Raw genomic sequence first — 22,610 nt, forward strand, 5'->3', positions numbered from 1 at the left:
ACTTATTTCAGGACGGGACAGATGTTATAAAAAAAGGAGCAACGCAGTTGCTCCTTTTTGTTTGTTATACTTCAATGCGTTTCCAGCGCCCTTTTTTATACAAAATAATACTGGCAATCGTGATCGCAGTTTCCGATACCGGAATGGCGATAAAAACACCGGTAGGGCCCATCTGGTAGTATTTGGCCAGCAAATAGGCCAGTGGGATCTGGAACAGCCAGAATCCGAAAAAGTTCACCCACGTTGGTGTCAGGGTATCGCCGGCACCATTAAAAGTGTTGATCAATACCATCCCGATTCCGTAAAATACATAGCCCAGGCAGATGATGTGCAAAGCTTCAACGGCGATATCTTTTACTTGAATATCGTTTGTGAAAAAACCAATGATATAGTTGGCAAATAAAAACGTAACTACGGTAATCGTTACCATAAATATGACATTATATTTTGCGGTTGTTAAAACCGATTTTTCAGCACGTTCCACCTGCTTGGCGCCCAAATTCTGCCCTACCAGGGTAGCGGCGGCATTGCTTAGTCCCCAGGCCGGAAGGATAAAGAACATCATGATCCGCAAAGCGGTCTGGTAACCGGCAGAGCCGTGATCGCCTCCGGTGGTTGCAACCAGCTGTGCTAAAAAGATCCAGCTGCAGGACGCAATTACAAATTGTAAAACGCCCGGAGCGGCGATTTTAACTAAAGCTTTGATTTGCTCAAAATCCGGAATAAAATAAGACGGGATGATTTTTAAAATACCTTTTCCGCGGAACAAATGATAGAGCTGGTATACAACACCAAGGCTTCTTCCGGTAGTGGTGGCAATAGCAGCACCGGTTAATCCGAATGCCGGAATGGGTCCGAATCCGTTAATTAATATCGGGCATAAAATGATGTTGCAAATATTGGCAATCCATAAACTTTTCATTGCAATCGCCGCATTTCCGGCTCCTCTGAAAATACCGTTGATCAGGAAAAGCAGCATGATGCATAAGCTTCCGCCCATCATGATGCGGGTGAAATTCACGCCATAGGCAGCCGCTTCTTCCGATGAGCCCATCAGCAGCAGGATCTCTTTGGCAAAAATAAAGCCTAAAATACTGATAACGGTATTGATCGTTACGGCAATAACAATCGCCTGCATACCGGCTTTGGCTGCGGCAACGGGATCTTTTTCACCAATACGGCGTGCTACCACGGCTGTGGCTGCCATACTGATCCCGATGGCTAACGAGTAAATAATCGTGATTACCGATTCGGTAAGACCAACCGTCTGTATAGCATAGCTGCTGTGCTCCAGGTGGCCGACAAAATACAAATCGACTAACGCAAAAACGGATTCCATCAGCATTTCCAAAACCATTGGAATGGCTAACAGGATGACTGCTTTTTTAATGCTTCCGGATGTGTAATCGAAAGTTTCGTCGCCTTTAACGGCTTGTTTTATAGTGCTGAAAATTTTAGAGAATAAACCTTGTGATATAGGGGTTTCTGTCATAACAAATTAGGATTAATGATTAATGAGCCCTGAGAATAGGGCGAAAAAAACAAATCGGAATGTCCTAATCAGCAATGGATGCCTTTAGGACTGTACAGAAACAATCATCGGCTTTCAATTTTGAGAGTGACAAATGTACGATTTATTTTGTACGGCAATAATTATTGCAATAATTTTTTACTGACACGGCTCGAAGCGATTAATGACGCCAGGAAGCCTAAAACCATGATGGTCAGTAAAACAATAAGGATGTTGGTAAAGCTGAAAACAACCGGATAAGCCATGCTTGGTGTAACCATGATCAGCGAGAACTGCTTTTGGAGAATGACAATTATAATTCCTAAAAGAAGTCCGATAACGCCTCCTGTAAAGGTGAGCAGGCTGCCCTGTAACAGGAAAATGCCTCTCAGATGCCGGATTTCGGCACCCAGATTAAAAAGGGTTTTCAGGTTGCCTTTTTTATCAAGGATCATCATGATTAAGGCACCGACCAGATTAAATAAGGCTACAACAATTACCAGTGTAAAGATGAGGTAAACGGCAATGTTTTCGGTATTCAGCATTTTGTATAAACTGTCGTTTAGCTGCGCACGGGTTTTTACGGTGACCTTGTTTTTAAAGATGGTTTTTAATTCGGCTATAGCCGCATCATCCGTAGTATTTGGTTTCAGTTTTACTTCCATTGCAGAAACCTGGTTGGGTTTGTATTGCAGTAATTCCTGTGCCAGGCCAAGGTCGGCAAAAACATATTTGTTGTCCAGATCTTCGTTAATGGCATAAATCCCGATGGGTACCAGAACCGCTTTGTTAAAAGCGTCGTTCGGACTTTCGATAGTGCCTTTTCCGGGTTTCGGTACAAAAACCTCGAAAGGATTGTTGTAATCGAATAGTCCCATCGAAAGCTTGTTGGTGATTCCAAGACCTACCACTACCTGGCTGGTATTTGGATTGAGCCATTGGCCGCCGTAGAATTTCTTGTCAAAAGGATTGATACTTTTAAAAATACTGTCTACGCCTTTCAGGTAAGCCACCTGTTCTTTTCCGTTAAAATAGAAAAGGACCCGTTCTTCCACAACTTTACTGTATAAGGCAATGGTTTTGGAGTTTTTAAGCTGTGTGTCCTGTTCCGGACTGATTTCAAATGATTTTCCGGTGGTGCCCGATATCTTCAGATCGGGATCGGTATCATTCGCAAAGGAAAGGCTGAATTCCCGCAAACCGCTAAATACGGATAGCACAACAAACAGGGACATGGCGCTGACAATAATGCCCAGCGACGCAATCCCGGTAATAATGTTAATGGCAGTACTCTTACTGAAACTAACCGTATAACGTTTTGCTATGTAAAACGGGAAATTCAATTATGATTTCTTTCTTTTGATTAAAAGTTCCGGGTTTTCAATCGGGTTTTCTTCTCCGGTAAGGGCTTTGTCTATCTTTTCGATATAGTCAAGGCTGTCGTCGATATAAAAAGAAAGGTTCGGCACTTTACGCAATTGTAATTTTACACGTTGTGATAAGTCGTGTTTGATTAAAGGGGTATTGGTGCGGATCGCATTTAAAAGTTCCGGTCCTTTTTCGGGCGGGAAGATGCTTAAATATACTTTTGCGATGGATAAATCCGTCGTAACGCTCACTTTTGATACAGAAATAATTAGATTGCTAATTCCGTTTTTACGCACTTCGCCCTGCAAAATATCTACAAGATCTTTTTGCAAAACGGTTCCTATCTTTTTTTGTCTATTTGTTTCCATGCTGCAAAAATACGATTTTTTGAGTAGTAAATTTTTAAAGTTGCAGCCGGATAAAGTTTTTTATCTTTGTTTTAAGAATAAAAGCAGAATCTCCGGCGGGATTTAAAGAAATTTTTGAAATATTCAGATGAGAAAAATTGAACATATCGGTATAGCCGTAAAAGACTTGGAAGTGTCCAATCTTGTTTTTGAAAAGCTGTTTGGAGCTCCGGCTTACAAACAGGAAGAAGTAGCCAGTGAAGGTGTAAAAACCTCTTTCTTTATGAACGGACCCAATAAAATTGAATTGCTGGAAGCGACCAATCCGGATAGCCCTATTGCGAAATTTATTGAGAAAAAAGGGGAAGGCATTCACCATATCGCTTTTGATGTGGAAGATATCGTATCGGAAATTGCGCGGTTAAAAGCAGAAGGTTTTACGGTGCTAAACGAGATACCTAAAAAAGGGGCCGATAATAAATTGGTAGCGTTTCTTCATCCTAAGGGAACGAACGGGGTTTTGGTAGAATTATGTCAAGAAATTTCGAATTAAGCTTGCACTAAATAAAAAATAATAGTAATATTGCAACCTCAAAACCGGTCCTATAGCTCAGTTGGTTAGAGCACCTGACTCATAATCAGGTGGTCCCTGGTTCGAGCCCAGGTGGGACCACAGGTTTTTAATGGAAAGCGCTACATTACTGTAGCGCTTTTTTTGTTAACTTATTTTAGGATGAGACACATAAAAAGACCCGATTTATTCAGGTCTTTAACTTTTTTTTATTTCGTTATACGTTTCTACTTGTGGAGTATTTTCGATAAGATTTCTTATTGATTCACAATTTAAAGGCACAAGTTGCAATTTTTCATCCAAGACTATTAAGCCTTTTAAAATACAGAATTCCATGATGTTATTAAGAACCATTTCATAATCCGATGTGAAATCTATCCTGAAAGAGACTGATGTTACATCATCTGTTTTGCCATCAAAGAACACTTCAAAACAATTAGATTCTTGATTACCATATAAGTCAATTTCTTTAGACCACGACTTGCTTTTTTGTAATATGTTTCCTATTTTGAAAAAATAGGATTTATTGAGAGGTTTAATCTGCCAATATGGGGCCTCATCGAACAAATTATCGTCCAAAGAAATTTCTACGCTTTTTTCCAAAGCCTTAAAATTTTCTTTAGGTAAAATCTGAAATGTATATTGCCAAAGTGCCATACTTAGTTATTTATAAATTTCCCAATTCCGTGTGTTTACTGGCTTCTTAATCAAATTCATTATGCTTTTATATCCACCATATGGTAACTGAATCTGGTTTTGCATTCCTAATCTTTGAGAAGCGTAAAATCAATGATGTCCACCAATGATATATTTAACGTCATCGTAGTCAACGTACTTTATAGATTCTTGAATACCCGTTAGTACGAATGTTATTTAATAAGTTTGCATTTAGGTTTTATACTTTGTAATATAGTGTATTCATATAGGATGAATTATTTGAAAATGATTGTTAAGAATAGTTAAATCGGGTAAAAGAGACAAAAAAACTTTAGGATATTGAAAAGCTTTTTGTTTTTTTTAAGTTCCTTTTATTTAAGAATAAGCTGGATATAATAAAGTTTGTTGAAAAACTGAAGATCAGGTTTGGTCTCATTTTTCAACCGTCTCATTTTTTGATGAAGAACAGCAGAGAATTCATTATTCAGAACTTTCTTCAAACCATCTTCGCCTAAAAAGGTAGCAAAATATTCATTAATTTCAGTTTTTTTGTAATTCCCAGTGTTGTCAGGATTTGTAATAGCATAGATAATGCCACTGTCAATTATGAAATAAGTGTCAGGAGGAATACCGTCTATCATAAAAGTAGGATATTTCTTTTCTAGTCCTAATTTCATCAGGTATCCTCGGTTTGCCCCGCCAATTCTGATTGGATTCTTAAAATCATTACCTATGAGACTATAAAACATAATGTCAGATTTATCATCACTTTTATACATTGGTATTTCATCACAAACAATTTTATCATTTAGATAAATATTGTACGATTGATTTTCGGGATTGAAATCAAATTTTATATAGTTAATAATATTTTTTTTACAGATCTGCGTATCTTTACTTAATTTAAAATTTGGGATTGAAGTGATTTTTAAATCTTCTAATTTGTAATTTGTTAGTAAAAATCTGGTGTCCTGATCTAAATAAGTTTTTAATAATTCCCTGTTTTTTAAGGTGAAATTATACCGTTCTTGAATGTTTTCTTTTGCAAAATTTATATATTCTATTAAATTAAATCTAATAGAAATAGTGTCTTTTTTTTGGCAAAACCCTGTTTGACATGTAAGAAATAGCAAGAAATATAGTATGTGTTTAATTTTCATTCCCATACGATAAATATAGTGTAAATCAATGAAAACTCGGTTAGATTCATAAAAGTTAAGCGGTATATTGGTTCTAGCGAGGAGTTCATCATTAGCTAAACAGGCTGGGCTGCTTTTAATGTCTCAGAAAACTTGTGCAACATGATTCTCTTGCGTCTTTGAGGTCCTCTATTTAGCGGCTACTGATTCGTGAATTTTTTCATGTCCAAAAAAAAACTCAAATGATGTTTAATTTTTTTGGACTGTATTGAAAACGTTTATTATTAATTCTCGCTAGCTCTAGAAAGGGGTTTAAAGCATAGGGTGCTATCTTTATATGATCCATTTGGTCAGCCTGAAAAAACCTGGAACAGTTTCTAATGCTGAGATGGCAAAGCCGGCTCCTGTGTTTATATCTGCTATGGTTTTGATATTATTGGTTAACATAAGGAAATATTATTGTTCTACTCATAATCAGGTAATCACTGATTCAAACCCTGTTAGTTCCACAGGTTTTTAGTAGAAAGCTTTACAGAAATACAAGGCTTTTTTTGTTGATATATGCATCTGAAAATAGAAATAAAGATTGAAACATCAGACAGGTTTCGAAAACCTGTCTGATGTAAGCGTTTAACATTACTATGAATTTTATTTTTTCAAATTCGATAGTTCTTTCTTTATACCATTAATAATGATTTTTTCAAATTTTTTCTTTTGAAACTCATTTTCTATACCATTTAAATCGTTATTTATTTTTTTCCAGTTTCCAATTTCTAAACCTTGGTTTATGCTGACAAGTGCAAATGTTGTTTTTTCATTATCTGCGGATCTAATCCATGAATTAATTATTTGATCATTGTCAGGATAATAAAAATAGATGTGACACCAGTAATCATCTTTTCCGTTGTGACCATCCTTTAAATTTGTAGGATTTCCTTTTAAGGTTATAGTATTTGGGACATTAAATTCAGGATGATGCTTTTTAAAGTTTACTACTGCGGTGATTAAAAGTTTCTCCGATGCATATATATCATATCGTTCGGCAAAAGGGTAGCTTCCGGCCGCTATATTATTACAGGAAATAAAAGTAGTTATTAATAGCACTGAAAAGATAATTCTATATAAGTGGTTGTATTTCATAATGTATTTAATGATATTTGTTTTTTTTACGACAGCAGATATTGTATATGCTATCAGGATCGAAAATAGAATATATATCAGTAAATCCACAACAAAAAACTTAAAATCAATTATTTTAAAGTCTCGTAGCTTTTCAGAATTATTCAAAAAACAAGACCGATTTAACGACATCCGGTTTAGCAGCCCGCATTAAGCTAAATGCCAGACTGGAAGAACCGGTAAACAGGGACGATGTTAAGGTGGAATAATGGCTGCAAGGCGATTTTGTTGCGATTGCTTTTACAGCATGCTCCAATGTTGCGTCTACATGATGATTACAGCAATGATGTTTTACTTCCAGCATGACGTCAATTACGCCGGCCGTACCGCAGCACAAACCTGAGGAGACATCTTCCAGTACGTCTGTTTTTTCGGCCTGTATGGAATCGGAGATCATTGCGTTGCTTTCAAAGGGGATGCCCAGTGCCTGGGCAATCGATAATCGGGATAAAATAGCTCCGGAGCGGCCGTTGCACCAGCTCCAGTTGGTTTTCTTGTCGTGGTCTAAATGAAGGAAACGCGCATCGTCCCAGCCTTTTTCTTTTTCATTCCAGAAGTTATCGTCAAACTGCATGGCTTTTAAAACAATTTGTGCAGCGGCATCATCGCCTCTCAATGCTGCCCATCTGGCTAAAGCCATTGCTATTCCGGAGTTTCCGTGGCTTACGTGTGGAAGCGGTTTGCCGTTTGGAACCTGCCAGTAAGCCTCTTCACTGTTGCTAATGACGTTTCTTTTTAAGGTGATCGCAATGTCGTCTATTATTGCCAGTAAGCGGGCATTCGGATTTACTTTGTATAATGACAATAAGGACAGCAGTAATCCGGCGCGACCATATAAAACTTCATTCAGCACCTCTTTTTCGTTGATTTCAGGAGCATATTGTGTGGCAATGGCAGTCGTGGTGTTTAAAAGCTGATCGCTGTCTGCCGACTGGGCAATTCTTGTCATCGAGTAGAGGAGACCGCCGAGTCCTCTGGCGATTCCGGCACCCCGATGGGCGGCAACAGGTTTTTCGCCGTTTAGCAAAGGATCAAAAACATTTACAGCCAGTTGCTGCCATTCCCGCTGACCGCCGAGACGCCCGGCTTCGGCTAAAACTAAAGCCGTTCCGGCAGCTCCCTCATAGAGCGATTCCCGGTCAATATGTGCCATGGTTGCAGCAAAACCGGGGGCGTAACTGGTGTATACCCAATGTGGCGCTTTGTTTTTGGAAATAGCAGCATCATAAAGCGAAGCGGCTATTTCAAGGCCGTGCTGTAATAAATCCCCGGATTGAAATGCAGTGGGTTTGTTGGCAATAACATTCTTTTCTCGCTGTAATAATCGTTCCTTTATACTGGTAACCTGCAGCATTTTGTCGAAACTGTCCATAGCCTTCCATCGGCTTTTGGCACAGTCTAACGGAGTGGATAACAATGCCGATGCTTTGTATTGCAGTACATTGGAAGGCAGTTCAAAAAGAGGAATGTCCCCGCCCAATATACTGTTCAGTTCGGTTTCCAGCAAGCCGTCTATAGTGTCCATTCTTTGACAGGATGTAATTTCCAGGTCGGTTTTTATGAGCTCTTTACGGGCTTCATAGTCGTTTAAAACCTCCGGACTCAGGGAACGGGATAATATGTTGGTATAATCCATTGTTGGTCGTGCCAGCATCCGGATTTTAGCGGTTTCGAAATTTTTTAAAAAGCCGTCATCGGAAAGAAAATCGTCTTTGTACTGTTCCAGATACTCATAGGTAGCGGTAAAGCCATTGATGATTTCATCAAGATAATCTTTTGGCAGCTGAACGGTGCCGTTTAAATAAGGCAGGTTCGGAAAAGAGGAGGCTTTTACTTTGATAGGTCTTATTTGCAGGTCGTCGCTGTCTTTTGCGCAGGGAAGCATATCGTAAAAAGACTCCAGGCCGTAAGGAACCAAAGCTCCGATTTCATGCTCTGCCTGAATATCTTCATTTTCTTCATTTTTTAACGGTGATTTCATGACCAAAGGAAGGATTCCCAATTCTAAAACAGATTCCTTTACATCTAAACCTTCGAGCGACAGGTTTCGTTCGAATTTTAGCCGGTCTTCACCGCTTTGGGAAATGCCGAGGCGTGCCCGGAATAAAGGTTCGGCATCAATAACAACCGGATGAGCACCGGAAACGATGATGTTTTCATGATGCAGATCGCAGGTGCCGATCACGTGTGCGATAGCCAGGATGGCGCCGTACCGTTCGTAACACAATTGTATTTCATCGGTATGGGAGCAGTCTTCGGAGCCGATGAACTCCATAAAGCCGTAACCATCGCCTTTGATGATCTTAGGAACAAGCACTGCTTTTTTCATCCGGGTATTCAGGACCTCGTTTACAATGGCATTCCAGCCTTCTTCTCCGTCAAGAGAACGGGGTTTGTATACTATTTTTCGATCGCCAAAAGACAAAATAGCGGCGGTTTGACCGTTATTGTGTGCGTCGGATATTCCGAATTTTGCCGATTTAATATTTCCTAATGCTGTTGTTGTGATGCCCATCAGCCGGGCGATTTCTTCATGATGCAGTGCAATGCGTTCCAGCATTATGCGGGTGTTTTCCAGCCAGTTTTTCTTCGTCAGGGCGACTAAGCGGCCTAATTCGGGATACGGTCCTTCTGTTGAAAGTAATTTCAAGGTTTCTTCCCAGTTAATGTAAGCATCCAGAATGGTTCTGGAGCTCCCTGTTGCCGCTTTTCCGGGTGCTGCTTTCCTGGGTCTCCATAAAGGGTTTAACGCCAGGTGAAAACTGGAAAAACGCTGCAGGATGGTAAGATTGGTAAGCCGCGCCAGGTGCTGCTCGTAGCATAGGATAAAGTCGGGTAAGGCACTTTTAAATAACGCTGTAGAAATGCTTGTGGTGGCAACCAGCTCTTTTTCGGCAGTTTCCAGTAATTCCTGGAATAATTCCGGTACTATGGGAGATCGGGCCAGTACACCGGCTTCTTCCATGTCAATACAGGTTTCTTTTGGTACAAATTTTTCTGTAACAAGCATACTATTAGGATTTTAAAAGTGAGTAAAGAGAAAGCGAATAAATGAGGTTGTTTTCACAATGGAAAACAACCTCATTTGGATAAAATATAGATATTGCGGAAAAGATTTTCTTTTCCGTGTTTTAGCTCAGGTATAATTAACAATGCGATGCCGTTAATTATGCACAAGTAAGAGAAGCTAAAGAACCTGCACAAATCGGAGAAGTTGGTGTACATGTAGTACATTCCCATGTAGAGGCATTGGATGCTTTTTGTAAAGGTGCTTTAGACAGATCGCTTCCTACAAATGGCAATAAAGCAAAAGTGTGGCTCTTATCGGTATCTTCAACAACATTTAGCGATACTCCAGCCGGAACGTCTATTCCTCTTTCTTTAAAAACAACTTCCGGCTCGCTTAATAAGCGTTTTCTTAATTGTCCGTTAGTTGCACTTTCGATTTTTAGTTTGTCTAATTCGGACAAAGCAATAGTTTTGGGCCAATTCATAATTGTTATTTTTTAATTGTTTTTACCTACTCTTATTAGCTTTTCGGTTTCCGCTTGTCAAAAAAATGAAGCTTCGGAATGACACTACTAAGTAAGGATTAAAAATGTGGTTAAAAAAGGGTGATATTACGGGTTTTAAAAACTAAGTAATTTTACCTTATATTGTTGTTAATCAGTATTTTGTTTGGTTGTGTTTTGTGGATTAACAGAGTGTAATGAAAGGCTGCTGCAAAAGGGAATAGCCCCGGATTCAGGCGGTTTTTAGGGCAGCTGCGGTTAATTTGGCCGGAAGCTGATTTTTTGAAATTTACGGTCTTTGGAATAAGTGATTGTTCTGTTGCATGTGTTATTTCGACCCCTATAAAAGTGTGATGGTCGAAAAAAATAAGATTTTCACTTGTTTTTTTAAAAAAAACATTGTTTTGTTAAGAAAACTTGCTACATTCGTGTCCGATAGGTTAATTATGGCTTAATGTAAAAATATGAATAAGTTGGTGCTTGTGACTTAAGGTTAACATTAACTTATGAAAGATTTTGTATTCACATTAAGAATATTTTTTACTTTTACCAAATGAAAGACAGTGCATTAAAGATAGGAGTCGTTTCCTGTTTCGTTTTAAATACATTCACAATAATGGGAGCACCTGTACCGCCACCGCCGGCACAAGGAGCGCCGCCGCCGCCGGGAGCACCGATTGACGGAAGTGTGTATTTTCTGTTAGGCATTGGATTGATTTATGCATTCTATTACTTTAAAAATATAGCTATAAAAAAAGCGTCCCGTTAATCAGGACGCTTTTTTTTATTTTCGCAGCTCGTGCAGTCGGCTGACATATTTGCCGATTACATCAAATTCCAGATTGATTTTTGAGCCAACCTTGAAATTCTTGAAATTAGTGTGTGCCAGTGTGTACGGTATGATCGCCACGCTGAATTCATTTTCTTTTGAATTGACAACCGTAAGGCTTACCCCATTAACAGTGATAGAACCTTTTTCGATGGTGATATTATTCTGCTTTGAATCGTATTCGAAAGTAAAATAATGACTTCCGTTAGCATCTTCAATGCTTTTGCAGATACCGGTCTGGTCCACATGTCCCTGAACGATATGCCCGTCAAGACGATCACCCAGTTTCATGCCGCGCTCTAAATTGATCGTATCGCCAATGTGCCACTCGCCTAAATTGGTCTTTTCAATAGTCTCTTTAATTGCGGTAACGGTATAGGTGTCTTCATTAATGGCAACAACGGTCAGGCAGACACCATTGTGGGAAACACTCTGGTCAATTTTTAACGCGCCGGTTATAGAAGATTTTACGGTAACGTGTATATTATCGTTTTCTTTTTGAATGTCCTGAACGGTGCCAAGAGTTTCAATAATTCCTGTAAACATAACTGATTTATTTTGCTAAATTTGCATATCCAAAAATAGCAATAAATAACTAGTGGACATGGTGAAAAAAGCAGAAAATATAATTGTAGGAATTTCTATTGGAGATTTAAACGGAATTGGGAGTGAGGTTGTATTGAAAACTTTTGAAGATACACGCATGTTGGAGTTATGCACGCCGGTGATTTTTGCAAATGTGAAAATACTCTCCTTTATCAAGAAAACCTTGCGGTTGAATTCGAATCTTCAGGGGATTGATAAATTAGAACAGGTAGTACCCGGAAAAATAAATGTACTGAATGTCTGGAGAGAAGGCGTTAATCTTGAATTTGGAGTGAATGACGAAACGGTAGGGAAATATGCTATTAAATCGTTTACAGCGGCAACTGCGGCATTAAAAGACGGTTTGATCGATGTACTGGTAACCGCTCCTATTAATAAGTATAATATTCAATCGGAAGAATTTCATTTTCCGGGACATACGGATTATTTGGATCAGGAACTGGAAGGTGATGCGCTTATGCTGATGGTTCAGGACAATTTAAGAGTAGGGTTATTTACGGACCATATTCCGGTAAATGAAATATCCAGTCACCTGACGGAAGCCCTTATCCGGAAAAAAATCGAAACCGTACATAAATGCCTTATTGAAGATTTTGGGATCACAAAGCCGAAAATAGCTGTTTTGGGATTAAATCCGCATTGTGGTGATAATGGCGTGATTGGTAAAGAAGATGATGAGGTGGTAAAACCGGCACTGAAAAAATTGTTTGATGAAGGTATCCTGGTTTTCGGGCCTTTTTCGGCAGACAGCTTTTTTGGACTGAGTCAATATGAAAAATATGATGCGGTTATCGCTAACTATCACGACCAGGGATTGGTGCCTTTTAAAACGCTATCTTTCGGAAACGGAGTGAATTATACGGCTGGACTGAATAAAATAAGAACCTCACCCGATCACGGAACGGCCTATGAAATAGCCGGAAAAGGAGAGGCGGATTATAACTCGTTTAAAGAAGCCGTTTATCTGGCACTGGATGTGTATCACAATAGAAATGAACACAAAGAGCTGGTTAAAAACCCTTTAAAAACAAAACAAAAGCAGTTATAAACAAAAAAATGTTTACAACTCGTTTGGATTTACAATAATTTTATATCTTTGCACGCTCAAAACTGTTGTTATGAACAATGATAAAGAATTTTTAATCCCGTTTGTAGGATTGAAGCAAGGTAAGCATCAGTTTGAATATCAGATAGATAAAAAGTTCTTTGAGAACTTTGATTTTGATGAATACAACGATGTCAATATCAAAGTAGATGTGGTTTTGGATAAGAAAAGCACGATGCTTGAACTCAGTTTTAAACACAAAGGCACTGTAAACGTTCCTTGTGATTTGACAAGTGAGGAATTTGATTTGCCAATAAAAGGTAAGATGAATTTGATTGTAAAATTCGGTGATACCTATAATGATGAGAACGATGAGTTGCTAGTGTTGCCTCATGGCGAATTTCAGGTCAACATCATGCAGTACATTTATGAACTAATTGTACTTTCCGTACCGTCAAAAAGAATTCATCCCGGAATAAAGGATGGAACATTAAAGTCGGAAGCAATTGAAAAATTGAATGAACTGGCTCCAAAAGAACAAAACAAAGAAGAAGAAAATATTGATCCCCGATGGGATAAATTAAAACAACTATTAACGGATAAATAATATAGTAAGATGGCACATCCTAAGAGAAAAACCTCGAAAACAAGAAGAGATAAGAGAAGAACGCATTATAAAGCGTCTGTTCCTCAAATTGCTACATGTCCTGTAACAGGAGAGGCACATTTATATCACAGAGCTTACTGGCATGAAGGTAAAATGTACTACAGAGGTCAAGTTGTAATTGATAAGCAAGAAGCTGTTGCTTAATCAAAGAAAATAATAGAGAAAACTCTCACTATGTGGGAGTTTTTTTTGTTAAAAACCCTTTGAAACGAATTAAGTAGCAATAAAAGAGGTTGGGTTTCGGATTTTTTTTGTAATTTCCACCACTTTTTTTAGCTAAAATTTCAAAAAGAAAAAGTAACCCTTATGACTAAAATTACAGCAGCCATTACAGCAGTTGGATCCTACGTTCCGGACTATGTTTTATCGAACAAGGTACTGGAAACTATGGTGGATACGAACGATGAATGGATTACCACTCGTACGGGAATTAAAGAAAGACGTATTCTCAAAGAAGAAGGGCAAGGCACTTCTTTTCTGGCAATAAAAGCAGCCCAAAATCTGATTGAAAAATCTGGAATTGATCCTAAAGACATTGATTTAGTATTACTGGCTACAGCAACACCGGATATGCCGGTGGCTTCTACAGCCGTATATACCGCAACACAAATTGGAGCGACAAATGCATTTGCCTACGACTTACAGGCAGCATGTTCCAGTTTTCTATATGGTTTATCGACAGCTTCCGCTTATATTGAATCCGGAAGATATAAAAAAGTATTATTAATAGGAGCCGATAAAATGTCTTCTATTATTGATTATACCGACAGAGCTACCTGCATCATTTTTGGTGATGGCGCCGGAGCGGTACTTTTTGAACCCAATACGGAAGGACTTGGTTTTCAGGATGAATTTTTAAGAAGTGACGGTGTAGGAAGAGAATTTTTGAAAATCGAAGCAGGAGGATCTATCCTGCCACCTTCGGAAGAAACCGTAAAAAACAAACAACACTTTGTACACCAGGATGGAAAAACCGTTTTCAAATATGCGGTTTCAGGAATGGCAGATGTAAGTGAGAAAATAATGGAACGTAACAATCTTTCCAAAGAAGATGTTAACTGGTTGGTTGCTCATCAGGCTAATAAAAGGATAATTGATGCGACGGCAAGCCGAATGGAACTCGACGAATCTAAAGTGTTGGTAAACATTCAGAAGTATGGCAATACCACTTCTGCAACGTTGCCATTACTACTTTCCGATTTTGAGAACTCTTTCAAAAAAGGAGATAATATAATTTTTGCTGCATTTGGTGGTGGCTTCACTTGGGGAGCGATCTACTTAAAATGGGCTTATAACAAACAATAAACTAACTAAATCAAAATTCCGAACAAGATGGATATTAGAGAAATTCAAAACCTAATCAAATTTGTAGCGAAGTCTGGTGCTACCGAAGTAAAATTAGAGATGGATGATTTTAAGATCACCATTAAAACTACAGAGGCAGGAGCAGCTGAAACAACATATGTTCAACATGTTCCAATGCAGGCTGCAGCACCTCAGGTTGCTGTACCGCAAGCTGTAGCTCCGGCAACACCTGTTGCTGTAACTGAAGCTCCGGCAGCTGATGAAAATGCAAAATACATTACTATTAAATCGCCTATCATCGGTACCCTATACAGAAAACCATCTCCGGATAAAGCACCATTCGTTGAAGTAGGAAGTACAATCAATAAAGGAGACGTAGTTTGTGTGATTGAAGCAATGAAATTGTTTAACGAAATTGAATCGGAAATTTCCGGTAAAATCGTTAAAGTATTAGTGGACGACGCTTCTCCAGTTGAATTCGATCAACCGTTATTCTTAGTAGACCCATCATAAGAAATTTTAAATGCTAAATTTTGAATGATGGTTTTTTTATGCCTCATTTAGAATGATTTAAAATTTAGAATCCAAATTTAAAGTTTCAAGAGATGTTTAAAAAAATATTAATTGCAAACAGGGGAGAAATTGCACTTCGTGTTATTAGAACCTGTAGAGAAATGGGAATAAAAACGGTTGCGGTTTATTCTACAGCTGACGCGGAAAGCTTACATGTTAAGTTTGCTGATGAAGCAGTATGTATAGGACCACCACCAAGTAATTTATCCTATTTGAAAATGTCAAATATCATTGCTGCTGCAGAAATTACAAATGCAGATGCGATTCATCCGGGTTACGGTTTCCTTTCTGAAAACGCTAAGTTTTCAAAAATTTGTGAGGAACACGGCATTAAATTCATCGGAGCTTCTGCAGAAATGATTGACAAAATGGGTGATAAGGCTACGGCCAAAGCAACCATGAAAGAAGCCGGTGTTCCAACTATTCCAGGTTCTGAAGGATTATTAGAATCGTTCGAACAAACTAAAAAACTGGCTAAAGAATTTGGTTACCCGGTAATGTTAAAAGCTACTGCCGGTGGTGGTGGTAAAGGGATGCGTGCTGTGTGGAAAGAAGAAGATCTTCTGAAAGCATGGGAAAGCGCCCGTCAGGAAGCTGGTGCTGCCTTCGGAAACGATGGTATGTACATGGAAAAACTGATCGAAGAGCCTCGCCATATTGAAATCCAGATTGTTGGAGATTCTTATGGAAAAGCCTGTCACCTTTCTGAAAGAGACTGCTCGGTTCAACGTCGTCACCAAAAATTAACGGAAGAAACACCTTCGCCATTCATGACCGATGAATTGCGTGAAAAAATGGGTGAAGCAGCTGTTAAAGCAGCCGAATATATTAAATATGAAGGTGCCGGTACAGTAGAGTTCCTTGTTGACAAACACAGAAACTTCTACTTTATGGAAATGAATACCCGTATTCAGGTAGAGCACCCTATTACAGAACAGGTAATTGATTATGACTTAATCCGCGAGCAGATTTTAGTAGCTGCGGGTGTGCCGATTTCCGGTAAAAACTATTTACCGCAATTGCACTCTATCGAATGTCGTATCAATGCGGAAGATCCTTATAACGATTTCCGTCCGTCACCTGGAAAAATCACGACTTTACATTCCCCTGGAGGACACGGAGTACGTTTGGATACTCACGTTTATGCAGGATATACCATTCCGCCAAATTATGATTCAATGATTGCCAAGTTAATTACAACGGCGCAAACCAGAGAAGAAGCGATCAATAAAATGAAACGTGCTTTGGATGAATTCGTAATCGAAGGAATTAAAACTACCATTCCGTTCCACAGACAATTAATGGATGAGCCGGATTATGTAGCGGGTAACTATACTACAAAATTCATGGAGAGTTTTGTAATGAAAGATCCAACAGAATAAAAACAACTTGTTGTTATAAAAAAGCCTCACAAATTCGTGAGGCTTTTTGTTTTAACGGTTAAAAGGCGTTTCATTTATCCAGTGAAATCCCCTGTTTGTAAGCAGGAAATCTTCTTTTGTTTTTAGCTTTAACTCTATTTTGACCGTATCTTTTGTGTTCAGTATTAAGCCGTCTTTGGTTTTCGTATACTGAAAGCTCACTTCTTTGGGCGTTACGGTGCTGTCCTTTTCAATAGAAAACAATTGGATGGTATGCGCAATACTGTCAATCTTTGAATTGAATTTTTGCTCTTCATTATTGGTATAGCGAATCTGTGCACCGTTATAGGTTTCAAAAACGAAACTCACATAAGGTACCGGTTTGTCGGAGGCCTTCACTTCATAGAACCCGAATAATTCCGGATTGTCTTCTTCCTGATTTGACATTTTTATATACGAAAAGGTATAGGCGGTAAAAATACCGGCAAACAATAATAATTTAAACCCTGTTTTTACCATTTCCAGGAGCTTCTCTGTTCGTTTGTCTTTAAGGTTATAAGGAGCTTCGTATGCTGCAGTTGGTTTGTTCTGTATAAAAAACGTAAGCAGCCGCTTGCGGTCATTCAATAACAGGATCAGGGCAGCAAGCAGCATGTGCATCGAATTTAACTTTACCGGAATATCATAGCAGAAATTCATCATCACAATATTCGAAATAACTCCGGTAAGGATAACAGCACCCAGTGTGACGGTTTTCCGGTGCAGCAACAGTAACCCTCCGATTATTTCTGCAAGGCCGGTAAAAGCCGTGTAATAGGGAGAATACTGCATAAAGGTCCAGGCAAGACCCATTGGTGACGATTCGCCATAAGGCTGCGCCAGTCTGAAATAATGAACAGGAGGAAATTGAAAAGGAAACACCTTGCTGAATCCGTAAACAAGCATATAAAAAGCAAGGTAAACCCGAAGCAATACCAGGAAAAAATAGGCCAGTGCTTTATAGATATTCTTGTCTTTAAGCTGGCTGAGCTGCATGCTTAACGGAAAGGCCAGGATAAAACTCAGGCAAAGATGCCAGAACGTTTCAATGTATTTATAAGTATAATCACCGCTGCCGTAACCTCTTGCCTCAAAAGTATAACTGATATGGAAAAGGTTTTTAGCCGACCAGAAAACGATTGGGTTTAAGACCAATGCAAACAGGAAGCTGAAAAGATGAAAAATGAAATAAATAAGCAAAAAACACAGGAAATATTTTTTTATCCGCATATACTAAAGTTTTGTATAAATATAACTGCATTTTTTTAGAATTAGTATTAAAGAAAAATCCCGGAGCATGCCCCGGGATTTTTCTTGATTGATGATGATAGTATTTATACTTTTAATTTTTTTGCGATAGCCGCCGGTAAAGCCGATTTGTGAACCATGAAGTCTGTAGTTTTGTATTTCACAAAATCTTTGCTCATATACAAATACCCTTTATAGTCATTGCTAACACCCCATGAATTTTTCACGATATAGTATTCTTTACCGTTCTGGTCTTTAGCGATTCCAACGATGTGCATACCGTGGTCGTCTGTAGTTGTATAATTGTCAAAAGCTTTCTGACGCAATTCCTCGGTAATTTTCATTTCCGGTTTTGGACCGTTAAACATGTCTGCTTTTTCTTCTGCTGTCATGTCTGCAAAGTTTTTCTCCGGTACAAAGGCAACACCATTTTTCCAGCTGAATCCTTTTTCGCTCACGTCACCAGCCCATGCAACAGTGTATCCTTTTTTAACAGCATTGTCAATGATCTCTGTCAATTCGTCCATTTTAACATTGTAAACCTGGTCAAAAGCCCAGTTGTCCGGTACTAACAAAGTGAATTTAGTATAATAAGGATATTCCTGTAAAGAAGAGATTTCTACATAATCGTCAGGATTAATACCTACAACTTCTTTAGCGAAAGATTGCGGGGTATATTTTTTTCCTTTGTAATCAAAAGAAGCCGGAACCTGGCCTAAATAAGAATCTACAACAGAAGTATATGCTTTTTCCCAGTTTGGTGTTAATTCTCCGTTAGGATTCTTTACAACCGCCTGTAATACGCCTTCCATGATAGCGCTCATTTCTGAGAATTTATTTTTGTCAGTTCCGTAGTTTAACCCGGTATAAACACTTTGCGGAACAGCACCATATTTTCGGTACATGTTCATAACATCGTGAAAAGCACCACCATCACCTAAAGTAACGGCACCATGCATACGAACATACATTTTTCCCTTTTCTACATACGCATTACGCGCAGAGAAAATCTGGGATAATTCAACCGGCTGTTTTCCCATTCGGATCATTTCTGATTCGATAAAAGAGTTAGCCGAATAACTCCAGCAAGTACCGGATGAACCCTGGTTCTTGATAGAAGTGTTCTCAAGATTAATTACGTCTGTAAATTTAAACGATTCTTTACTGTTTGAACTCGCGTTATTCTTTAAAGCATTTACTAAGTTGTCCTGTGCGAATCCGGAACTTAAACCCATCAGTAAGGCAGAAGCCAATACAACCGGTTTAATTGAAAAATTGTACATAATTTAATTTTTTTGATTTCTCTAATTGGAGTCCGAAATTATAATCTTGTTACACGGGAAACTAAAATTTAACAGTTATTTATGCTTTTGTTCACTTTTGTGAAAAGTATTTTCTTTCATTTAATACAACTGATAAAACGATAAAGTGATAACGCGATGCACAAGTTGCTTTTGATAATGTAATGATTTATTGAGGTAGTGCAAGAAAAAATGATAACAATGCACAACAATTTTTTAGCAATGCAAGGAATGATTGTTTTATGCAACCGGAATTTATGATGACGCATAATAAATTTTAAATCATGTAAATATTGATTAAGGGAATGCAGTGGTTTGTTAAAGAGAAGTGATGTTTTAGGTCAGGGATGCTTCCTTAAAAATATCCGGAAAACAAACTACCGGTAGTATTCCTGATACTACCGGTAGTTGTAATGCTTTAAGAACTATATTTTGAATCCTTTAATGAGCCGGTATTCTGACTTTTGGGTTCCGTATTGCGCTTTAACACTGTCCTTGATGCCCTGTGCGGTGGCAGACAGTTCTGCATAGGCAGTAATGCGGTTCCTGTTTGCCTGGCGTAGTTCGGTATAAACAGCCATCAGCAGGTTATTCGCTTCGGTAGCCTCAGCCAGTAGGTTTTTTAAGGAGGTAATGGACAAATTACTGTTGGAAGGCGTATAAGCCGCTCCGAAATTTTCAAGATTGACAATCAAATCAGAGAAGAACTGTGCCTGTGAACCAAACGATCGGTAAGACAGGCTGATGTTGTTTTCAATACTACTCCTGTCAACATTGTAGGTTTTATTGGTTCCCCTGATTTTTGCAATGATGCTGTTAATATCATGTGCCTGTTTGGACGTTTTTCCAAAACTGGCCCGGATGGTAGCCCTGATAGGGGAAAGTAGTTTGCGGATGGCATTTTCGCCGCTTGTAAAAAGCTGCTTTCGGTTTTCGACCGCCAGCGAATAGTTTTGCCTTTTTTCGGCAACCATACGATTCTTTTCTTTTACAATCAGCAGCAACGCGCTGAATGCAGCAAAACCCTGGCCGGGCTTTTGTGGCTGATAGTTGTCAAAATACTGTAAGGCGGTTACTAACTTTTCGGCATTAGCCGCCCGGGCTCCAAAGCCTGATTCGGAAGATGATTTCATGGTGTATAGATTAAATATTAATATTCCGGCTTTTACGTTCTTCGTTTATAGTGCTTTTAAATCAGGAAAAGACGGTTTGTGTCCTTCCTGTGTTATTTGCGAGGGGCGCTGATAATGATATACAACCATGCTGTCCGTTTAACAGTGGATAAACGAATTGAAAAAGGGAGCGGTTGTGTTGGTTGGGGGAGCGTTGCTGTGATCCGGTAATACCGGATGATCAACGCGATAAATATAGGAATAATTTTGAATTAACTATTCCGGAAAGTACTGTGTGCTTAGCTTTTTAAAAACGGAATATTTTGAAAGCCAATGCGGAGTACTGTACTCCGCATTGGCTATAGGCAGGCTGAAAGCCGTTATTTTTTGATGATTTTTTCGATTATGCTTGCTCCCTGCCGGGTTAGCAGTTTTACAAAATAAGTGCCGGAAGCCAGATTTTGCAAAGAAATGCGTTGCTCATTTTGCGCCAGCGTATTGCTGTATAAACGTTGTCCTAAAAGATTGTAAAGTTCATAGCGGAGTATTGTTTCCGGGCTGTCAATATAAACCACATCAGCCGATGGGTTAGGATACAATGTTGCGGATGTTTTTCCAAACGCTTTACTGCTCAGCGGTACGCCGCATTCGGTTGCGGCCAGTTTTGCAAAAAAGAAATCGGTATAACTACCGGTTCCGGCTGTGTTGAGTAATGTCGGGATACTATTCGGATTGTTGGAAAAAAGATTATACCGGAAATAACCGCCCACGGCATAGTTGCCGTCATTATCGGCAGTAACCGCTGTGATAGCGTCGTCAAACCCCGGCATACTCATAATATCGTGCAGGCCGATGACGTTTCCGTTTTGTTTGCTGAACCGGATCAAAACCGGATCTGTCCGGTGTCCCTGCGGTCTGTCAATAGAAAAAGCATCCCAAACCGATGACCGGCCATGAGTAGCCAGAGCAACTTCATTGCCATTCAGCGCGACTTCATAGGCAGCGTGCCGCCCCGTTGCCACTAAAGGATCAATATAGGCACTCGGAACTTTGCTCCATTGTACATCGCCGTTGCTGTTCATTTTTAAAATAAAAGGAATGTTGCCGGTAAGATTATTGCTGAGTGTATGCGTGCCGAAAAGCAAGGGCGCATTACCGGTATTAAAGAATTTACCGCCAATATAAATGTCATTATTCGAATCTATTTTAAGGTCATAAATACGACTGTCGTCAAATTGCGTATCGGTAGTATTCATTTCTTTGCGCCATCTTTCGGAACCGTTTGCAGCATTTATAGCCAGTACATACGATCGGCCTTCTATAGCGATGTTATTGTATGCCAGCGGCAGAAAAGTACCGCCGCCATTGTTTCGGGTACCGGCTATATAATAGGTGTTCAGGTTTTCATTGTACCTGAAATCGGTATGGTAATCCAGAAAAGTCCCGGCTGCCGGTAATACTATAGGACTTCCCTGTAGATTTCCCTGCACGTCAAATTTTACAATATAGTACTGGTAGGTAGTGCTAAAGGTATCGGGAACGGTAATGGCGCCATTTAAATGAGTTCCTTTGCTATAGCCTACCATCAGGTGTAGGATGCCGTTGCTGTCAATCGCTACCTGGTAGGCATTGGCATTGCGGTTTTGGCTGTTTACGGCGCCCTGCAAATTTTTACGCCACAATAAGCTGCCGTCAGCAGCATTGTATTTTAATAGAAAACTGGTTTTCCAGGCCTCGCTGATCTGGCTGTTGTCAATCGGGGTGTAAGGCAGGCTGTTGTTGTCGCTAAAACGGGGTGGGAATAAATTGGAGCCTTCATAGGCGCTGTTCAGCACATTAACGGCTGTATAAATTCCGCCATGGTTGTCTACTGCCAGTTTATAGGCAGTGTCCTGCTGACTGCCGCCGATTATCCGGCTCCATAAATATTCCCCTTCACAATTCGTTGCGAATATTGCGATGTCATTACCGGCTACTGCGCCGTTGTATGTAGTAACAGGCTGACCGGCAATATGGGTATTGCCCTGTGAAATAGTTGCCAGGTAATAGTAATTGTTTTCACTATCGGTAATGATGTCGAAAATCTGTTCCGAAGATTGCCAGTAAGCATCCGGGGATTCGTTGAGGCCTCTGGCATTTCCGCCGCCGCTTTTCGCCCATTGCCATTGGTAATTTTGTGAAAAAACCAGGGTGTTTAACAGCAAACAGCTACAGAGTAGTATTCTTTTCATTCATTTAAAA

General features: G+C 39.3%; 21 protein-coding genes and 1 tRNA gene. 8 read left to right on the forward strand and 14 right to left on the reverse strand.

Features of this window, described 5'->3' with window-relative positions; translation table 11 throughout:
- Positions 1–64: 64 nt before the first annotated feature.
- From B3394_RS02615 to rbfA, 3 genes are all read right to left on the reverse strand, one after another.
- Positions 65–1,492 (reverse strand): MATE family efflux transporter, encoded by a 1,428-nt coding sequence (locus B3394_RS02615; RefSeq protein WP_286912741.1) that lies wholly within the window; start codon positions 1,490–1,492, stop codon positions 65–67.
- Between the two features lie 161 nt (positions 1,493–1,653).
- Positions 1,654–2,853, reverse strand: coding sequence for an ABC transporter permease (locus tag B3394_RS02620; RefSeq protein WP_177730491.1), 1,200 nt, complete (start codon positions 2,851–2,853; stop codon positions 1,654–1,656).
- Positions 2,854–3,246, reverse strand: coding sequence for a 30S ribosome-binding factor RbfA (gene rbfA, locus B3394_RS02625; RefSeq protein WP_177730489.1), 393 nt, complete (start codon positions 3,244–3,246; stop codon positions 2,854–2,856).
- Between the two features lie 127 nt (positions 3,247–3,373).
- Between rbfA and mce the strand changes: the two genes are divergently transcribed.
- The gene (gene mce / locus B3394_RS02630) at positions 3,374–3,778 is read left to right on the forward strand and encodes a methylmalonyl-CoA epimerase (protein WP_286912747.1); all 405 of its coding nucleotides are present in this window, start codon (positions 3,374–3,376) and stop codon (positions 3,776–3,778) included.
- 46 nt (positions 3,779–3,824) lie between these two features.
- A tRNA-Ile gene (locus B3394_RS02635) sits at positions 3,825–3,898 on the forward strand.
- 96 nt (positions 3,899–3,994) lie between these two features.
- Here B3394_RS02635 and B3394_RS02640 read toward each other — a convergent pair.
- The 7 genes from B3394_RS02640 to B3394_RS02670 all read right to left on the reverse strand — a co-directional run bounded on the left by B3394_RS02640 (position 3,995) and on the right by B3394_RS02670 (position 11,658).
- Entirely contained in the window at positions 3,995–4,453 is a 459-nt protein-coding gene (locus B3394_RS02640) for a hypothetical protein (RefSeq protein ID WP_286912753.1), read from the reverse strand.
- A gap of 371 nt (positions 4,454–4,824) precedes the next feature.
- Entirely contained in the window at positions 4,825–5,613 is a 789-nt protein-coding gene (locus B3394_RS02645; RefSeq protein ID WP_286912756.1) for a hypothetical protein, read from the reverse strand.
- A 627-nt stretch (positions 5,614–6,240) separates the two neighbouring features.
- Positions 6,241–6,732, reverse strand: a complete 492-nt coding sequence (locus tag B3394_RS02650; RefSeq protein WP_286912763.1) for a hypothetical protein — start codon at positions 6,730–6,732, stop codon at positions 6,241–6,243.
- A gap of 139 nt (positions 6,733–6,871) precedes the next feature.
- On the reverse strand, positions 6,872–9,781 hold the full coding sequence (lanM, locus tag B3394_RS02655) for a type 2 lanthipeptide synthetase LanM (RefSeq protein WP_286912769.1): 2,910 nt from the start codon (positions 9,779–9,781) through the stop codon (positions 6,872–6,874).
- 157 nt (positions 9,782–9,938) lie between these two features.
- Positions 9,939–10,265: a hypothetical protein gene (locus tag B3394_RS02660; protein WP_177730477.1), complete on the reverse strand. Its 327-nt coding sequence runs from the start codon at positions 10,263–10,265 to the stop codon at positions 9,939–9,941.
- A 564-nt stretch (positions 10,266–10,829) separates the two neighbouring features.
- Complete coding sequence (locus tag B3394_RS02665) at positions 10,830–10,991, reverse strand: hypothetical protein (protein ID WP_177730456.1); 162 nt, start codon at positions 10,989–10,991, stop codon at positions 10,830–10,832.
- 76 nt (positions 10,992–11,067) lie between these two features.
- The gene (locus tag B3394_RS02670) at positions 11,068–11,658 is read right to left on the reverse strand and encodes a riboflavin synthase (protein ID WP_177730454.1); all 591 of its coding nucleotides are present in this window, start codon (positions 11,656–11,658) and stop codon (positions 11,068–11,070) included.
- A gap of 58 nt (positions 11,659–11,716) precedes the next feature.
- On the opposite strand from B3394_RS02670, the gene pdxA reads away from it, so the two are divergent.
- The 6 genes from pdxA (at position 11,717) to accC (ending at position 16,690) form a co-directional block, all read left to right on the forward strand.
- Entirely contained in the window at positions 11,717–12,766 is a 1,050-nt protein-coding gene (gene pdxA / locus B3394_RS02675; protein ID WP_177730452.1) for a 4-hydroxythreonine-4-phosphate dehydrogenase PdxA, read from the forward strand.
- Positions 12,767–12,836: 70 nt separating this feature from the next.
- On the forward strand, positions 12,837–13,370 hold the full coding sequence (locus B3394_RS02680) for a YceD family protein (RefSeq protein WP_177730450.1): 534 nt from the start codon (positions 12,837–12,839) through the stop codon (positions 13,368–13,370).
- A gap of 9 nt (positions 13,371–13,379) precedes the next feature.
- The gene (gene rpmF, locus B3394_RS02685) at positions 13,380–13,574 is read left to right on the forward strand and encodes a 50S ribosomal protein L32 (RefSeq protein WP_082482157.1); all 195 of its coding nucleotides are present in this window, start codon (positions 13,380–13,382) and stop codon (positions 13,572–13,574) included.
- Between the two features lie 162 nt (positions 13,575–13,736).
- Entirely contained in the window at positions 13,737–14,735 is a 999-nt protein-coding gene (locus B3394_RS02690) for a beta-ketoacyl-ACP synthase III (RefSeq protein ID WP_177730448.1), read from the forward strand.
- 27 nt (positions 14,736–14,762) lie between these two features.
- On the forward strand, positions 14,763–15,248 hold the full coding sequence (gene accB, locus B3394_RS02695; RefSeq protein ID WP_177730446.1) for an acetyl-CoA carboxylase biotin carboxyl carrier protein: 486 nt from the start codon (positions 14,763–14,765) through the stop codon (positions 15,246–15,248).
- A gap of 92 nt (positions 15,249–15,340) precedes the next feature.
- Positions 15,341–16,690 carry an acetyl-CoA carboxylase biotin carboxylase subunit gene (gene accC, locus B3394_RS02700; protein WP_177730444.1) on the forward strand — a complete coding sequence of 450 codons (1,350 nt, stop codon included), beginning with the start codon at positions 15,341–15,343 and terminating at the stop codon, positions 16,688–16,690.
- 51 nt (positions 16,691–16,741) lie between these two features.
- Here accC and B3394_RS02705 read toward each other — a convergent pair whose 3' ends face one another.
- The 4 genes from B3394_RS02705 to B3394_RS02720 form a co-directional block, all read right to left on the reverse strand.
- Complete coding sequence (locus tag B3394_RS02705) at positions 16,742–17,938, reverse strand: DoxX family protein (RefSeq protein ID WP_286912775.1); 1,197 nt, start codon at positions 17,936–17,938, stop codon at positions 16,742–16,744.
- A gap of 104 nt (positions 17,939–18,042) precedes the next feature.
- On the reverse strand, positions 18,043–19,239 hold the full coding sequence (locus B3394_RS02710; RefSeq protein WP_177730440.1) for an aminopeptidase C: 1,197 nt from the start codon (positions 19,237–19,239) through the stop codon (positions 18,043–18,045).
- 443 nt (positions 19,240–19,682) lie between these two features.
- Positions 19,683–20,390, reverse strand: a complete 708-nt coding sequence (locus B3394_RS02715) for a hypothetical protein (protein WP_286912777.1) — start codon at positions 20,388–20,390, stop codon at positions 19,683–19,685.
- A 359-nt stretch (positions 20,391–20,749) separates the two neighbouring features.
- Positions 20,750–22,600, reverse strand: coding sequence for a T9SS type A sorting domain-containing protein (locus B3394_RS02720; RefSeq protein ID WP_286912782.1), 1,851 nt, complete (start codon positions 22,598–22,600; stop codon positions 20,750–20,752).
- Positions 22,601–22,610: the final 10 nt, after the last annotated feature.

This window comes from Flavobacterium sp. UBA4197, assembly GCF_002379575.1.
Classification (GTDB): domain Bacteria; phylum Bacteroidota; class Bacteroidia; order Flavobacteriales; family Flavobacteriaceae; genus Flavobacterium; species Flavobacterium inviolabile.

What these genes read in the sequence shown, in the direction of transcription:
- B3394_RS02615 (WP_286912741.1), bottom strand. Translation starts at nt 1,492, where the DNA reads ATGACAGAAACCCCTATATCACAAGGTTTATTCTCTAAAATTTTCAGC.
- accB (WP_177730446.1), top strand. Translation starts at nt 14,763, where the DNA reads ATGGATATTAGAGAAATTCAAAACCTAATCAAATTTGTAGCGAAGTCT.
- pdxA (WP_177730452.1), top strand. Translation starts at nt 11,717, where the DNA reads ATGGTGAAAAAAGCAGAAAATATAATTGTAGGAATTTCTATTGGAGAT.
- lanM (WP_286912769.1), bottom strand. Translation starts at nt 9,781, where the DNA reads ATGCTTGTTACAGAAAAATTTGTACCAAAAGAAACCTGTATTGACATG.
- B3394_RS02705 (WP_286912775.1), bottom strand. Translation starts at nt 17,938, where the DNA reads ATGCGGATAAAAAAATATTTCCTGTGTTTTTTGCTTATTTATTTCATT.
- B3394_RS02660 (WP_177730477.1), bottom strand. Translation starts at nt 10,265, where the DNA reads ATGAATTGGCCCAAAACTATTGCTTTGTCCGAATTAGACAAACTAAAA.
- accC (WP_177730444.1), top strand. Translation starts at nt 15,341, where the DNA reads ATGTTTAAAAAAATATTAATTGCAAACAGGGGAGAAATTGCACTTCGT.
- B3394_RS02640 (WP_286912753.1), bottom strand. Translation starts at nt 4,453, where the DNA reads ATGGCACTTTGGCAATATACATTTCAGATTTTACCTAAAGAAAATTTT.
- B3394_RS02680 (WP_177730450.1), top strand. Translation starts at nt 12,837, where the DNA reads ATGAACAATGATAAAGAATTTTTAATCCCGTTTGTAGGATTGAAGCAA.
- B3394_RS02665 (WP_177730456.1), bottom strand. Translation starts at nt 10,991, where the DNA reads ATGCCTAACAGAAAATACACACTTCCGTCAATCGGTGCTCCCGGCGGC.
- B3394_RS02690 (WP_177730448.1), top strand. Translation starts at nt 13,737, where the DNA reads ATGACTAAAATTACAGCAGCCATTACAGCAGTTGGATCCTACGTTCCG.
- mce (WP_286912747.1), top strand. Translation starts at nt 3,374, where the DNA reads ATGAGAAAAATTGAACATATCGGTATAGCCGTAAAAGACTTGGAAGTG.
- rpmF (WP_082482157.1), top strand. Translation starts at nt 13,380, where the DNA reads ATGGCACATCCTAAGAGAAAAACCTCGAAAACAAGAAGAGATAAGAGA.
- rbfA (WP_177730489.1), bottom strand. Translation starts at nt 3,246, where the DNA reads ATGGAAACAAATAGACAAAAAAAGATAGGAACCGTTTTGCAAAAAGAT.
- B3394_RS02710 (WP_177730440.1), bottom strand. Translation starts at nt 19,239, where the DNA reads ATGTACAATTTTTCAATTAAACCGGTTGTATTGGCTTCTGCCTTACTG.
- B3394_RS02670 (WP_177730454.1), bottom strand. Translation starts at nt 11,658, where the DNA reads ATGTTTACAGGAATTATTGAAACTCTTGGCACCGTTCAGGACATTCAA.
- B3394_RS02720 (WP_286912782.1), bottom strand. Translation starts at nt 22,600, where the DNA reads ATGAAAAGAATACTACTCTGTAGCTGTTTGCTGTTAAACACCCTGGTT.
- B3394_RS02650 (WP_286912763.1), bottom strand. Translation starts at nt 6,732, where the DNA reads ATGAAATACAACCACTTATATAGAATTATCTTTTCAGTGCTATTAATA.
- B3394_RS02715 (WP_286912777.1), bottom strand. Translation starts at nt 20,390, where the DNA reads ATGAAATCATCTTCCGAATCAGGCTTTGGAGCCCGGGCGGCTAATGCC.
- B3394_RS02645 (WP_286912756.1), bottom strand. Translation starts at nt 5,613, where the DNA reads ATGAAAATTAAACACATACTATATTTCTTGCTATTTCTTACATGTCAA.